Annotated in this window: 14 protein-coding genes and 1 tRNA gene; 6 read left to right on the forward strand and 9 right to left on the reverse strand. The window is 70.3% G+C overall.

The window, feature by feature from the left end; all coding sequences use genetic code 11:
* Nucleotides 1–76: 76 nt before the first annotated feature.
* A tRNA-Ser gene (locus AW273_RS09450) sits at nt 77–165 on the forward strand.
* A gap of 105 nt (nt 166–270) precedes the next feature.
* Here the strand turns inward: AW273_RS09450 and AW273_RS09455 are convergent.
* Nucleotides 271–993, reverse strand: coding sequence for an SDR family oxidoreductase (locus tag AW273_RS09455; RefSeq protein WP_062347270.1), 723 nt, complete (start codon nt 991–993; stop codon nt 271–273).
* An 82-nt stretch (nt 994–1,075) separates the two neighbouring features.
* Here AW273_RS09455 and AW273_RS09460 point away from each other — a divergent pair, with 82 nt between their 5' ends.
* The gene (locus tag AW273_RS09460; RefSeq protein ID WP_232327233.1) at nt 1,076–1,951 is read left to right on the forward strand and encodes a LysR family transcriptional regulator; all 876 of its coding nucleotides are present in this window, start codon (nt 1,076–1,078) and stop codon (nt 1,949–1,951) included.
* Between the two features lie 49 nt (nt 1,952–2,000).
* Here AW273_RS09460 and AW273_RS09465 read toward each other — a convergent pair whose 3' ends face one another.
* The 4 genes from AW273_RS09465 to AW273_RS09480 form a co-directional block, all read right to left on the reverse strand.
* Complete coding sequence (locus AW273_RS09465; protein WP_062347272.1) at nt 2,001–3,308, reverse strand: CE1 family esterase; 1,308 nt, start codon at nt 3,306–3,308, stop codon at nt 2,001–2,003.
* Nucleotides 3,309–3,572: 264 nt separating this feature from the next.
* On the reverse strand, nt 3,573–4,094 hold the full coding sequence (locus tag AW273_RS09470) for a tryptophan-rich sensory protein (RefSeq protein ID WP_062347273.1): 522 nt from the start codon (nt 4,092–4,094) through the stop codon (nt 3,573–3,575).
* 93 nt (nt 4,095–4,187) lie between these two features.
* On the reverse strand, nt 4,188–4,844 hold the full coding sequence (locus AW273_RS09475) for a hypothetical protein (protein ID WP_062347275.1): 657 nt from the start codon (nt 4,842–4,844) through the stop codon (nt 4,188–4,190).
* 65 nt (nt 4,845–4,909) lie between these two features.
* Nucleotides 4,910–6,580 (reverse strand): purple acid phosphatase family protein, encoded by a 1,671-nt coding sequence (locus tag AW273_RS09480; protein ID WP_062347409.1) that lies wholly within the window; start codon nt 6,578–6,580, stop codon nt 4,910–4,912.
* Between the two features lie 283 nt (nt 6,581–6,863).
* Between AW273_RS09480 and AW273_RS09485 the strand changes: the two genes are divergently transcribed.
* From AW273_RS09485 to AW273_RS09490, 3 genes are all read left to right on the forward strand, one after another.
* Nucleotides 6,864–7,358 carry a hypothetical protein gene (locus tag AW273_RS09485; RefSeq protein WP_062347277.1) on the forward strand — a complete coding sequence of 165 codons (495 nt, stop codon included), beginning with the start codon at nt 6,864–6,866 and terminating at the stop codon, nt 7,356–7,358.
* A gap of 48 nt (nt 7,359–7,406) precedes the next feature.
* Nucleotides 7,407–7,565, forward strand: coding sequence for a hypothetical protein (locus AW273_RS37115; RefSeq protein WP_157555658.1), 159 nt, complete (start codon nt 7,407–7,409; stop codon nt 7,563–7,565).
* 77 nt (nt 7,566–7,642) lie between these two features.
* Nucleotides 7,643–7,882: a DUF2795 domain-containing protein gene (locus AW273_RS09490; protein ID WP_063909893.1), complete on the forward strand. Its 240-nt coding sequence runs from the start codon at nt 7,643–7,645 to the stop codon at nt 7,880–7,882.
* Here AW273_RS09490 and AW273_RS09495 read toward each other — a convergent pair.
* From AW273_RS09495 to AW273_RS09505, 3 genes are all read right to left on the reverse strand, one after another.
* On the reverse strand, nt 7,879–9,333 hold the full coding sequence (locus AW273_RS09495) for an aminotransferase class I/II-fold pyridoxal phosphate-dependent enzyme (RefSeq protein WP_062347281.1): 1,455 nt from the start codon (nt 9,331–9,333) through the stop codon (nt 7,879–7,881). The genes AW273_RS09490 and AW273_RS09495 overlap by 4 nt on opposite strands.
* Before the next feature lie 70 nt (nt 9,334–9,403).
* Complete coding sequence (locus AW273_RS09500) at nt 9,404–10,066, reverse strand: cation efflux transmembrane domain-containing protein (protein WP_062347283.1); 663 nt, start codon at nt 10,064–10,066, stop codon at nt 9,404–9,406.
* Nucleotides 10,063–10,419 (reverse strand): ArsR/SmtB family transcription factor, encoded by a 357-nt coding sequence (locus AW273_RS09505; RefSeq protein ID WP_062347285.1) that lies wholly within the window; start codon nt 10,417–10,419, stop codon nt 10,063–10,065. Before AW273_RS09505 ends, AW273_RS09500 begins: the two co-directional genes overlap by 4 nt.
* Before the next feature lie 64 nt (nt 10,420–10,483).
* On the opposite strand from AW273_RS09505, the gene AW273_RS09510 reads away from it, so the two are divergent.
* Nucleotides 10,484–11,722 carry a hypothetical protein gene (locus AW273_RS09510; RefSeq protein WP_157555659.1) on the forward strand — a complete coding sequence of 413 codons (1,239 nt, stop codon included), beginning with the start codon at nt 10,484–10,486 and terminating at the stop codon, nt 11,720–11,722.
* Nucleotides 11,723–11,729: 7 nt separating this feature from the next.
* Here AW273_RS09510 and AW273_RS09515 read toward each other — a convergent pair whose 3' ends face one another.
* Nucleotides 11,730–13,727, reverse strand: coding sequence for a SpoIIE family protein phosphatase (locus AW273_RS09515; RefSeq protein ID WP_083949631.1), 1,998 nt, complete (start codon nt 13,725–13,727; stop codon nt 11,730–11,732).
* Nucleotides 13,728–13,824: the final 97 nt, after the last annotated feature.

Genomic DNA, 13,824 nt, shown 5'->3' on the forward strand with positions numbered 1-13,824 from the left:
GCGTGGCTCTCCCGTCTTCTGGTGGGGGCGGGAGAGAGTAGGGTTGCGTTCTGTGGCACCTCTTGGTGGGTGCTTTGGAGAGCTCGCCTAGTGGACGATGGCGGCGGTCTTGAAAACCGCTAGGGGCGGTGACGTTCCTCGTGGGTTCGAATCCCACGCTCTCCGCCCAGCTCGGACAACATGGTCCTCACCCGCACGATGATCTTGACGGTGTCTCGCCGGTCATCAGGTCCGTGACATTCGCGGTTGGCTGTTGCCTCCGCGACGCGATCACCAGGGGATGACGCCCGCGTCCTCGAAGAAGCCGCCGGTCGGGCCGTCGTCGGGGAGGGTGGCGAGGCGGATCGCGGTGGCGGCGCCCTCCTCTGGGGTGCGGCCCGTGAAGCCGGTGAAGTCGGTCGCGACCAGGCCGGGGCAGGCGGCGTTGATCAGGATTTTCGTCCCCGCGAACTGGCGGGCGTACTGCACGGTGACGGCGTTGAGGAACGATTTCGACGGCGAGTAGGCCGCCATGATCGGGCCTATCGCGATGTCCGGGTCGGCCTGGCGGGTCACCGAGGCGACGCTGCTGGAGATGTTCACGATGCGGGGCGAAGGTGACTGGCGAAGCAGCGGCAGCATCGTGTTGGTCACCCGGATGACGCCGATGACGTTTGTCTCCACGACCGTTCGGACCACGTCGAGATCGAGCGTCGTCGGGTCCTGGACCCACCCCGGGCCGAAAGGGCCGGAGATGCCGGCGTTGTTGACCAGGACGTCCAGCCGGTTGATCAGTGTGGCCGCGGTGGTGACGCTCTCCTCGTCGGTCACGTCCAGCGGCACGCCGAATGCGTCCACCCCCGCCGCCCGCAGCTTCTCCACCGCGGTCTCGCGCCGGGATCGGTCCCGCGCGCCCACGCCCACGCGGTAGCCGAGGGCGCCCAGTCCGGCCGCGATCGCGTGGCCGATTCCCTTGTTCGCGCCCGTCACCAGGGCGGTCTTCGTTTCGCTCATGCCCTCGATGGTCGTCCGAGGTCGGGCGGTGAGGCCAACACCGATAAGGTGCGCTGTGATACCCGGCAGGTATCGTCGAAGCGTGGACACGCGTGAGTTGCGCTACTTCGTGGCCGTCGCCGAGGAACTGCACTTCGGGCGGGCCGCCGAGCGGCTCGGGATGGCCCAGCCGCCGCTGTCGCGGGCGATCAAGCAACTCGAACGCCGCCTCGGCGTCTCCCTGCTCGAACGCAACCGCCGCGGGGTGGCCCTGACGAGCGCGGGTGAGGTGCTGCTGTACGAAGGTCGCGCCGCCCTCGATGCGACGGCCGCGGCCGCTCGACGTGCCCAGCGTGCTGGTGGCGTGGACGATCCGCGCAGCCGGCTGGTGCTGGCCGTGAAGGCCGCCGGTTCCCACGAGTTGCTGCAGAAGCTTCTCGACGCCTATTCGGCCGTGCCCGGCGCCGCCGAGATCGAGGTGCTGCTCTGCGGCTTCTGCGATCAGGAGGGACTGCTGCGCGACGGACGTGCCGACGCGGCGCTGATGCACACGCCGTTCAATTCCCTCGCCGGGTTCGACAGTGAGGAACTGACCACTGAGGGGCAGATCGCCATCTTGCCGGCCCGGCATCCGCTCGCCGCGCGCGAGTCGTTGACGGTCGCCGAGGTCAGCGACGTCCCCGGTCTGCCGCTCGCCCGCTGGCCCAGCTACGGCGTCTACCCGCCCGGCCCCGGGCCCGAGATCCGTGACCAGACGCAGCTCGCGCAGTTGATCGCACTGGGGCGTACCGTCGCGATCGTGCCCGACTCCGCCCGCGCCTGGTTGTGGGCCGAGCACGCGGCCATCCCGCTGACCGACGCGCCCCAGGTCGTCACCCACATCGCGTGGCCCGCCCACAGCCGGTCCCTCGCTCTGGCGGGGTTGATCCGCACTGCCACCGAACAGCGTGGCGATCACGACCAACCCCGTCAGCGGTGAGGCCACCCCCGACAGGCCTCCGCTGGCACGTCGGGATGGCTTCCGGTGGTCAGGCGACGGTGCAGTTGGCGCCATTGAGGGTGAAGGCGGAGGGGCGGCCGGAGTTGCCCGTGTGGGTGGCCTGGAAGCCGATCTCGGTGGAGGCCCCCGGGGGCAGGGAGCCGTTGTAGTTGACGTTTCTGGCGGTGACCTGACCGCTGCTCGGGCTGTAGGTGGCGTTCCAGCCGCCGGTGATGTTCTGCCCACCCGGCAGGGTGAAGACCAGAGACCAGCCGTTGAGAGCGCTGTTGCCGGTGTTGGTGATGGTGAGGTTCTCGGTCAGGCCGTTGTTCCAGGCGTTGACCGTCACGGTGACGCGGCAGGACGACCCGCCGGGAGACGGCGACGGGGACGGCGAGGGCGAAGGCGACGGCGAGGGGGCGGTCGGGCCGCCGAACTGGGTGAAGAAGTTCCAGACCACACCCGGGACCCACGTACGTGAGCCGCTGTCGCCGCCGGCGCCGTCCTGCGGGGCGGCGATGTGGCCGCCGTCGAAGGCCGCCCAGACGACCGGATAACCACTGCGGCAGCCGGAGTAGGTGGTGACGCGGTGGGTGAGGCTGCCCGCGGCCGGTTCCGGGGGGTTCTGGGCGGTGCAGCCGTTGTTGGTCACGAACCTGTTGCGCAGCGAGCGGCCGGAGGTGATGTTGTCGCCGATGCCGTGCACGCCGAGGTAGGCGACCGGCTGGGTGCCGCCGTCGCAGCCGCTCAGAGTGCCGGGAGAGGACTGCACCGCGACGGCGCGGAAGACGTTGGGGCGGGCGCAGGCCAGGGCGAAGCTCATGGCGCCGCCGTAGCTGAACCCGACGGCGAAGCGCTGGGTGGTCTCCACGCAGAGGTCGGCTTCGATGCGGCGGAGCATGTCGTCGACGAAGACGAGGTCCTCCCCGCCGGTGTTGGCCCAGCCGTTGCTGATGCCCTGGGGGGCCACGAAGATGGTGCTGTTGTCGGACAGGCGCAACAGTCCGTAGTAGGCCCACACGTCGCGTTGCACGGTCTGGCCGGTGGCCACGTCGGTGGCGGTGCCGCCCCACCAGTGGAAGCCGAAGACGATCCGGTAGGCCCGGTTGCGGTCGTAGTTGTCGGGGATCCGCAGGATGTAGCTGCGGGACTTGCCGCCGCTCTGGATCGTGTTGGTGCCGTTGACCAGGGTCGGGGCCTTGCCGCAGCCGGTGGTCGGAGCCAGCATGGCGGCGGAGGCGGGGGCGCCGCTCAGCACGGCGGGGATCGTGGCCAGCACGAGGAGCGTGGCTGAGGCGATTGCGGTGAGGATGGATCTACGCCTGCCGGCGTTCGTCGGGGACGGACTCGAAACCATCTGCTGCTCCTTGGTAGGAGGGGGAGCGTTCTCGATGACCTGTGAACCGGAGCCCCGCAAATGATTGCGTTAACATCGTGGACGCCGCTCTCTTCGCAGGCGATCGAGACACCAGTGCAGCGGGAGCAAACAGGAAACCGTCACACCCGGTCAAGGACGAGGTCATTCGGCGACCCCTCGTGCCATCACTGACCAGGACGGCGACCGCGGTCGGCTGACATGCCGTGATGAAACTTCCACCGGCACGATCGCGGCCGAACTCGTTCAGTGGTTCAGCAGCCAGAACGCGAAACTCACGGGGACGATATAAGACATCCAGGCGAGGACCGGCACCATCAGCGCGGCCGCCATTCTGCTGCTCCGCCAATAGACGAAGAGAGCGCCGACGGCGAGCAGCCAGAACCACATCGCGTCGACGGCGGCCAGAAAATACCAGTTCAGGGCGAGCACCAAGGGTGTCCACAAGGCGTAGAAGGCGGTATCGGCAGCCCACCACCACAAGGCGAAAGCCCTGGCTTTCTCATACCAGAGCAGACCGGCGGTCAGAGCGAGGAGGAGTGACGCGAAGGCGAAGGCCGGCCCGTTGAGCCAGATCGGCAAAGCCCACGACGGCAGGCGAATACTCCGATATTCCCGGTGTGAATCGACCACGAGAACACGGTTGTCCACCATCACGGCGAGTATGGCGGCAAGGGCCAGCGCCAGCCCCGGCCAGCGCTGGAGCCAATGGCCGCCCGCGTAACCAGCCATGTCCAGGCGCTGCCCACACGCGAGATCGGTAAACACGCGATCCCGGGGCGGAATCGTCGAGCGGCCGGAGGAGGCTCCCGCTGACGACCGGCACTGGAGACGATCACCGTCCTGGTCGCCCGCTCCCGTTTACGCCTGCTCGCCCTTCCTTCGCCGTACCCGCAGCAGCACGACCACTCCGATGACGGCAGCCGCCGCGGCGGTGCCGGCGGCCACGGTGATCACGGCCGCGGTCGTGCCGCCGCCGGAGCCGGTGAAGCGCAGTCGGCTGGTCTGCTGCCGCGCCGTGTAGAGGGTCTGGGCCGGGGTGGCCGGCGTCTCGGCGGTGAGCATGGTCCGGTAGTTCTCGTTGAGGTCGGTGAGGGCGCTCACCGTGACGTCGAGGTCGACGGCCGGACGAGGGCAGTCGAAGGTCAGCCGGGCGCCTTGGGCGACCACTCGTTCCAGCGACTCCAGCCGGCCGGGACACGGGGTGCCGCTCTGCGCGACGGTGATGCGGCCGAGCAGGTAGTCGCGGACCGCCGCGGATCGTTGCAGCTTCTGCTCTCCGGTGAGGGCGGTGGACACCGGCCCGTTGGCGGGGTTCTCGAAGGCGCCGAGTGACTGGCCGAGCGCGACCCAGTCGTCTTCGGCCGCCAGCCAGGCGATGGCCACGTGTGAGCCGTCAACGCTGATCCGCGCGGTGGACGGGGGGCCGAAGGGGTGGGCGGCGGCCGGCGCCGCCGGTGTGGCGGCCACCGCCGCCGCGGCGAGCAGCGCGCCCGTCAGACGGATACGGAAGGTCACGGGGTCTCCTGTCGAGCCGGCCTGGGGTGGCCGGGCCGGCGTGGTGCGCCGGCCCGGCCCGGGTACTACTTGACGGTGATCACCGGGCTGGTGATCTCCTGGGTGGCGCTCTCCAGGTACACCCGGTAGGTGCTGTCCTTGTCGAGGTCGGCCGGCAGCTTGAAGCCGTAGGTCAGCTTGCCGAGCGCGTCGGCGGTCTGGGTGCCGACGTAGATCCGGCTGTCGACCGTGCCCTTGATGCGGATGAGGTAGACCTTCACCTTCTCGGCCGAGTCGTAGCCGAAAGCGGTGGCGGTGAGCTGCTCGCCCGGCGAGACGCTGGTCTTGTCGACGATGACCTGCTCGCCGGTGTTGCCGGTGCCGAGCTCGGTGACGGTGCGCTCACCGGCGTCGTTCTTGCGGATCAGGAAGCCGTCGTGGTGCTCGCCGTTGGCGTAGCGGGCCTCGAAGCGGATCTGGTCCTTGTCGACGTCGATCATCTGGTAGAGCTGCGTGTTCTCGCTGCTGCTGATCAGCTCGGCGCCGTTGCCGGTCCAGTTCACGCCGCCGTTGAGCTCGTACATCTTGCCGCCCGAGACGGAGACCACGTACGAGACGCCGTTGTGCGTGGTCGCGGACTGTCGGGCCGACTTCGGGTTGCCGCGGCCGTACGAGTGGTCGTGGCCCTGGAGCACCAGGTCGACGCCGTACTTCTCGAACAGCGGGGCCCACTGGGCGCGGACGACCGGGTTGTTGCGGGTGCCGGTGGTGGAGTAGACGGGGTGGTGGAAGGTCACCACGGTCCACTTGTTCGGGTTGTCCTTGAGGAGGCCCTCCAGCCACGCGGTCTGCTTGGCCATCAGGTCGGGGATGGACTGCACGTTGGTGTTCAGGCCGATGAAGCGCACGCCCTGGTAGTCCACGTAGTACGCGGTCTTGGCGATGTTCTGGGCGCTCGGGTAGTCGGTCCAGGCCGGGCCGTTGTCCGGGTACGGGAACTGCGGCACCCAGAACGACGACAACGCGGAGCCGCTGTACTCGTGGTTACCGGTGATGGAGAGGTTGTTGACCTGGCTGTCGATGAAGCCGCCGGCCTTGAACCACTGGCCCCACTGCTCCTCGCTGTTGGCGGAGTCGATGAGGTCACCGGCGTTGACGATCAGCTTGGCCTGCGGCCGGTCGGCGAACGCCTGGCGGAACACGCGGGGGACGGCCGAGTCGATGTAGTTCTGCGCGTCGCCGTAGTAGATGAAGGAGAACGGCTGGAAGGCGGCGGCGGCGGTGGTGAAGTCGTTCCACTCGCTCCAGTTGGTGCCGTCGCCGACGCGGTAGGTGTACCGGGTGGCGGGCTTGAGGCCGGTGAACTCGACCGTGTGGTACGTCGAGGCGTACCCGAGAGTGGTGTTGACCGGGGTGCTCGACTGGGCCTTCACGTTGGTGACGGCGCCGGCGGCGGGGGCGACCTCGCCCAGCGCGCGAGGCGACTCCAGGATCTCGGCCTGGGCGACATCGGCGGTGGCGTTGGCGCGCCAGGTGACCTTCTGGGACGCGGAAGGCGTGGCGGTCGGGGTGAGGATGACCCGGTCGGGCATCGGGGTGGGCTTGTGGATCTCGGCGGCGGGGAACTTCGGCGGTGCGGCGGCGCCGAACGCCATCGGGCTGAAGGACAGACCGCCGACGAGCAGCGCGCTGGCGCCGATCACGGTCAGTTTGGCCTTCCGGGTCCGCGGGGACCAGGGTCGGGTGGCGTCACTCACGTCGAGCTTCACTCCTGAGGAAGGGGACTTCGTCCCACCGAAGGGGCACGGTGGGATGTCCGAATCCACGCAGAATCGGTTGGCCAAAGATCCACCAGAACCTTGCCGCGAAGTGAACTGACGATCTCCTCCGCGCTGTTGTGAGCAACGTCACCCGAGGTCAGGCCGGGGGAGCCGAGCCGTCATCAGGACTCCGTACGGCTGACACCTGGCGTTGAGGTGATATTTCACATGATGCGGAAGTCTGGGGGGTCAGCATGATCGCCCGTCAGGACAGGTGCCGATGACCGTAGCCCGGCAGACCGCCCGCCGGCCGTTCCGCCTTCTGACGATGGCGCCGGCCGTGCTCGCGCTCGGCGCGCTCTTCGTCGTCCCGGCGACTACGGCCGTCCACAAGGGCGACGACTTCATCACCCCGGAGACGACCGGAGTGCTCAACCTGGAAGCGGGCGAGTGCTTCACCGACCCGGAGTACTCCCCGGCGGCGGGCGAGGAGATCGTCCTTTACACGCCCTGCGACCAGCACGCCGACAACCAGTCCTACGGCTTCGTGCACGCCGACGACGGGCCCTACGACCGTGCCGGGCTGGCCGCGTTCGGCTGGAGCAGGTGCGAGCGGGGGTTCGTGCACTATTGGCCCGGCGCGGCGGAGGGGGAGCTGTCCTACTATCCGATCCTGCCGACCGCCGAGACCTGGGCGGACGGCGACCGCGACATCATGTGCGTGGTCTACGACCCCCGAGGCGAGCTGGCCGGCTCGATGTTGCCCCGGGCCTGAGACCGCATTCCACAAGCGACCGTCGACCACGAGTCCGACGGCGACTTCGTGCCCCTGAACACCGCCGACAACCGGCTGCGCCTGGCACTCGGCGTGGTCCTGTCGCGCCCCGGCCGCACCCGGCTCCTGGCCCTCGCCGGAAAGGTGCTGCCGGAGACGGTGAAGGCGCGCATGACACGCACGATGATCCGGCCCGGTCGCGACTGAGCGATCCAGCCGCACATGTTTGCCCATGTCATCGCGGGTAGGGATGACTGGCCATCCGCGACGAGAGGAACGATGACATGCAATTCGATCCCGCTCACGAGCCCGGCTCGCCTGAGGGAATGACGTCGCGCGAAGTGAACGGCCGCAGCGAACTGGCCAAATGGATCAGCGGGACCCATGTGTTCCCGGCCGATCGCGCCGCTCTGCTGAAGCAGGCCCAGTCCGAAGGGGCGCCGGACATCGTCCTGGCTCTCGTGCGGTCGATTCCCGACCGTACGTACGAGAACCTCCAGGACGTCGTCGACGAACTCGGCTAGTGCTGGTCCTTGACGACGTGGATCGTCTTCAGTGAGGAGTCCCAGGCGTCCGGGATGACCATTCCCGCGCGCAGGCCGCTGGTCAGGTAGGTCAGCACGTCGTCGGTGAGCCGCTCGCCGGGCAGCGCGGCCGGGACGCCCGGCGGGTAGGGGGTGAGCATCTCGGCGGAGATCCGTCCCGCGGCCTCGTCCACCGAGACCTGCTCGATCTCGGCGAAGAAGGCGTCCCGGGGCGGCATGACCTGTTCGAGGCGCAGGTCGCCGGGCAGCCGCACCTCGGCGGGCGGCATGTCGGCGGCGTGCGCGCCGAGGTCGCGCAGGGCGGTCAGCAGCGCCTCGGCCGACTTCTCGTCGTCGGCGTGGGTGAGCTGGGCGCTGATCCGGCGGTGGTCGGCCAGGTGGATGTTGATGTGGTGGTGCTCGCGGAGCCAGTCGGCCATCAGGTAGCCGGAGGCTCCGGTCTGCGCGATGTCGATGATCACCTGCAGCGGGTCCATGTCGGCGGTCAGGCCGTCGTACTCCGCGTGGCCGTACACGTGGAAGCCGTCGATGTCGTCCACGGCCGCGCGCACGTGGTGGGCCAGCGCCAGGGCGCGGTCGTAGATCGTGTGGCCGTGCTCGACCATCTGCCGCCGCCAGCCGTCGAGCGCGGCGTAGATCAGCACGGACGAGCTCGTGGTGTTCAGCAGGTCGGAGCGGGCCTTCAGCAGGCTCGGGTCGATGCGGTCGCCCTGGAGGTGGAAGACCGAGCTCTGCTCCAGGGCCGAACCCATCTTGTGCACGGACGTCACGCACATGTCCGCGCCGGAGTCCATCGCCCAGGTCGGCAGGTCGGGGTGGAACGGCAGGTGGGCGCCCCAGGCCTCGTCCACGAGAAGCGGCCTGCCGTGCTCGTGGCACACGCGGGTCAGCGCCGACAGGTCGGCGCAGGTGCCGTAGGGCGTCGGGCTGACCACCAGGACGCCCTTGGCGTCGGGATGGGCCTCCAGGGCGGCGGCGAACGCCTCGACCGACGGCGGGTGGGCCAGGTGCCGCTCCTGATCCCACGTCGGGTCGACCCAGACCGGGATCACCCCGGTCAGGACCAGCCCGGAGCCGACCGACTTGTGCACGTCGCGGCCGATGACGAGCTTCTCTCCGGGCCCGGCCGTCGCCATGATCGCCGTCTTGACCGAGAGCGAGCTGCCGCACGTGCTGAAGAACGCCCGGTCGGCGCTGACGGCGTCGGCCATCAGCTCCTCGGCCTCCTGCAGGATGCCGCCGGACGACTGCCGGTCGTCGAGCCCGGCCGTGGCCAGCACGTCCGACCGGAACACGTCCATGCCCATGACCTCGGCGACCCGGGGATCCACCCCCCGTCCCTGCTTGTGGCCGGGCGGGGTGAACGGGGTCTGCCCGCTGGCGTGGTAGGCGGCGAGGGCTTCCAGAACGGGTGCGCGTGAATGGTCCACGATTGGGGCCCTTCCCGGCATGTCCGAGAAAAGCCCCAACCGCCGGGTGATTTTCTTTTGAGGCCGGGGATCAGCCGCAGCAGCCGTCGGCGCAGCCGCCCGTGCGGGCCCCGGCCGTGGGCAGGGGGACGCAGCAGGCCTCGCCGCGCCATGCCTCGCGGCCTTCCTTCACCGCCACGGCCGCGATGACCAGGGCGGCGATCGGGTCGGCCCACGACCAGCCGAACAGGCTGTTGAGCGCCAGGCCGACGAGCAGGACGCCGGACAGGTAGGTGCACAGCAGGGTCTGCTTGGAGTCGGCGACCGCGCTGGCCGAACCCAGCTCGTGTCCGGTCCGGCGTTGCGCGTACGACAGGAACGGCATGATCACCAGCGACAGACCGGCCAGGACGAGCCCGGCCGTGGAGTGTCCGGCCTCCCCCGCGCCGAGCAGGGCGCGCACGGCGTCGAAGGTCACGTACGCGGCCAGGGCGAAGAACGAGACCGCGATCACCCGCAGGGCCGTTCGTTCGCGGCGCTCGTGGTCGGCGACGGAGAACTGCCAGGCCACCGCGGCGGCCGAGGCGACCTCGACGACGGAGTCGAGGCCGAAGCCGATGAGCGCGGCCGACGAGGCGGCGGTTCCGGCGCTGATCGCGACCGCCGCCTCGATGACGTTGTAGGTGATCGTGGCGGCGACCAGCCACCGGATGCGGCGCTGTAACGTCGCCCGGCGGGTCACGACGGTGGTCATGGCGCCTCTCCGGCCGGGCACAGGGTCACTTCGTGGCCGGTGGCCTGGAGCAGGTGTTCGGCCGAGGCGAGCAGGTCCATCAGTTCGGGGCGGGTGAGGGCGTAGAAGGACTGGCGGCCCTCCGTCCGGTAGTCGACGAGACCACAGCCGCGCAGGCAGGCCAGGTGCTTGGAGACGGTCGACTGGGCCAGCCCGAGTTCCGCGGTCAGGTCGACGACCCGGGCCTCGCCCCGGGCGAGGCGCTGCACGATGCGCAGGCGGGTCTCGTCGGCCAGGGAATGGAACAGGGCGGCCGCCGGGGGGACGCCGGCGGCGATGTCCGCGCTGACGCAACGCTCGCTATTGATCGCCATGTCGCGATGATAGCTATGGATCGCGATCGATGTCCGGCGAAGCCGAACGTGCGAGACTCGCGGGATGAGAGCGGCCGCTTGTCTCCTGACCGTCGCGGTGGTCGCCGGTTGTGCGTCCGCGCCGGCGGCACCCGTCCGGACGACCGCCGTGAGCACGCCCTCGGCCACACTCGCGCCCCTGCCGGCCGGGTCGGCGGGTTGCGAGCTTCCCGGCGAGAAGGCCGACGACCTGCGGGCGGCCGACGCCCGCACCGCGTGGCGGACCGTCTGGGTCGACGACGACCGTGGGTCCATGGGGTTGCTGGCGGCGGCCCCCGACGGGGCGTTGTGGTCGACGTACACCAGCGAGAAGCAAGAGGACGGCGCCCTCGTGAGCAGGGACGGCGGGGTGCGCCGCTGGGACGGCGCCGGGTGGCGGACCTTCCGGATCCCCCGGGCCCGGCCCGAGCACCCGCAGTCCACCGTGGCGATCGCGGCGGCCTCCGCCGATCAGGCGTGGGTGTTCGGCCCGTCCGACGGCAGGTCGCCGAAGGAGACCGCCGGGTTCGTCGCCGCGTTCGCGGGTGGCGGGTGGCGTGCGGAGCCGCTGGCCGAACCGGCCGCGCGTTCGGTCGGCTGGGCCTTCACCGCCGCGCGTGCCGTGGACGGCGAGGTGTGGGCCGTGAACGGCCGGGCGGCGGTGTCGTGGACGGGGCGGCAGTGGCGTCACCACCCGCTTCCGGCGGCGGCCGGGGCCTTGGGCTCCGGAGACGGGGAGTGGTGGGCGGTCAGCGGGGCCCACGACGCACCTGCCGCGATGCGCTGGGAGTCCGGGGCCTGGCGCCAGGTCACCACACCCCCGTTCGAGCCTCCCGCGGACGTCATGCTGCCGCGTGTCACCCTGAGCGACGTCGTGGTGATCGGCCCCGACGACGTGTGGGTCGTCGGCGGTGTCTCCTGGCTCGACAAGGACGAGTACGACGAGGAGAACGAGCCGCTGGAGAGGGGCCATCCGCTGGCGCTGCACTGGGACGGGAAAGGCTGGACCTGCCACTGGGGGCCGGCCACCTCCACCGCCGGCCGGATGATCCGCTTCGGCCAGGCCGAGCCTGACGGCGGCGGCGGGCTGTGGGTGATCGCGGGGAGCGACCTGCTCTGGCACCTGGACGGCCGTCGCTGGACCCGCCACCGGGTGCCCGCGCCGCCCGGGGCCGAGCCGCGCGTCGACTCTCTGGCCTGGCGTCCGGGAACCCGGGAGGTGTACGCGGTGGGATCGGTGGTCTCCAAGGGCGGGATCTCCCACGCCGCCCTCTGGCGGGCCTGACCGGGGATCAGGGCTGGATGCGGGCCATGAGCAGGGCGATGTCGTCCTCGGCGGGCGCGTCGCCGACGATGGAGTCGATCACGGTCGCGCACACGCGGTCGAGCGTCGCCGACCGCGACGCCGCGTGCGCGAGGGCGTCGGCGAGCCTGGCCATGCCCGCGTCGAGGTCGGCCTGCCGCGTCTCGATCAGGCCGTCGGTGTAGAGGGCCAGCAGGGTGCCCGGCGACAGGTCCAGGTCGTGCGACTGGAAGGTGCCCAGCCCGACGCCGATCGGGGTGCCGGCGGGCAGTGACGGGAACGTCACCTCACCCGACGGGCTCACGATCGCGGGCGGCGGATGCCCGGCCGTGGCCATGGTGCAGCGGCCGGTGCTCGGGTCGTAGACGGCGTACAGGCAGGTGGCGCCCATGGCTTCGGGGGTGAGGGCGTCCTCCGTCATGAGCTGGTCGAGGTGGGTGAGCAGCTCGTCCGGAGTCAGGTCGAGGTAGGCCAGGGCGCGTACGGCGGTGCGCAGCCGCCCCATGGTGGCCGCCGCGTTGATGCCGTGGCCGGTCACGTCGCCGACGACCAGGGCGATCCGGCCGCCGGGCAGGTGGATGACGTCGTACCAGTCGCCGCCGACCCCCTCGTGCGCGTCGGAGGGCAGGTAACGCGAGGCCACCTCGACGGCGCCGCTGCCGCACAGGTTCTGCGGCAGCAGGTCGCGCTGGAGGGCGAGCGCGGTCAGCCGCTCGCGCGTGTACTGGCGCGCGTTGTCCAGGCTCAGCGCGGCCCGCGTGACCAGTTCCTCGGCCACCAGCAGGTCGTCTCTGCTGAACGGCGCCGGATTGGTGCTGCGCGCGAAGACCGCGACGCCGAGCACGTCGCCGCGCGCCTCCAGCGGAACGACGATCAGCGAGTGCATGCCGGTGGCGGTGATGATCCGCGCCCGGTCGGGGTCCAGATCCAGCCAGGTGCCCGGCGAAGTGTCCAGCACGGGCTCGAAGTGCGACCGGCGCGAGTGCAGGACCTCCATGAACGGCGATCGCGGCGGCACGAACACCGCCTCCCCGCGCTCCCAGAGCGACTCGGGCGCCCCGTCGTGCACCGAGGCCACGCCAGCCCGCCGGAACACGGGGGCTCCGGCCTCCGGCGTGGCCAGCCGCCGCAGCGGCTCGGTGCCCGGCAGCACCGCCTCGGGCAGGTCGACGGTCACGAAGTCGGCGAGCACCGGAATGGCCAGTTCGGCCAGCTCCTGGGCGGTGCTCATGACGTCCAGGGTGCTGCCGAGCCGGACGCCCGCCTCACGCAGCAGGTCGAGGTGGTCCCGCGCCTTGCTGTTGCTGAAGTCCAGGGCCACCGAGCACACGCCCAGCGGCCTGCCGTCGACGCCCGCCAACGGCAACAGCGAGATCGACAACACCCGCTCCTCGCCCTCATAGGACCAGTGGGCCTCACGATCGATCATGGGCCGGCCGTCGGCGAGCACCTCGCGCATGGCGTCCCGCACCCCTTCGTTGTCGATCCCCGGGATGACCTCGGTCAGGGAGCGGCCGATCCGGTAGTAGGGATAGCCGTCCTGGAGCTGCTCGGCCGCCTCGTTGAACCAGACGCAGCGCAGATCCCTGTCCCAGATGGCCAGGGCGACCGGGAAGCTGCCGATGAGCGACTCCAGCAGCGCGCTGGTGTCGCTGGACAGGTCGATGGCGACCGGAATCGCCGACACCAACCACGACTCGCCTCTCTGGCCGTCGTCGCCAAGAGTGAGCGGCGCGGCGTCGGCGCGCACGATGACCACCTCGCCGTCCCGCCGCCGCACCTCCACCATCCCCGTTCGCGGCAGGTAGGCCCCGGGCCGTTCGCCGCCGGGCGGGAGAAGCGTGCCGATGGGCCGCCCGAAGATGTCGGCCGCGAGATAACCGGTGAGCTCCTCGGCGGCCCGAGTCCAGCCGATCACGGACCCGGTGCCGTCGACGACGGCGACCGCCGGGGTCGCCGCTCTATGGACACTGTCAGCTGATTTCATGCCATCACCCCTTTTTCGGTGGGGGCCGAGTTCGCTGCCAGAAACGTCAGAATAACTGCGTCTACCTGCACTTATGTCAAGTTTGACCAGGCTTTGG

Source organism: Herbidospora yilanensis (genome assembly GCF_001570565.1).
GTDB classification, from domain to species: Bacteria; Actinomycetota; Actinomycetes; order Streptosporangiales; family Streptosporangiaceae; genus Herbidospora; species Herbidospora yilanensis.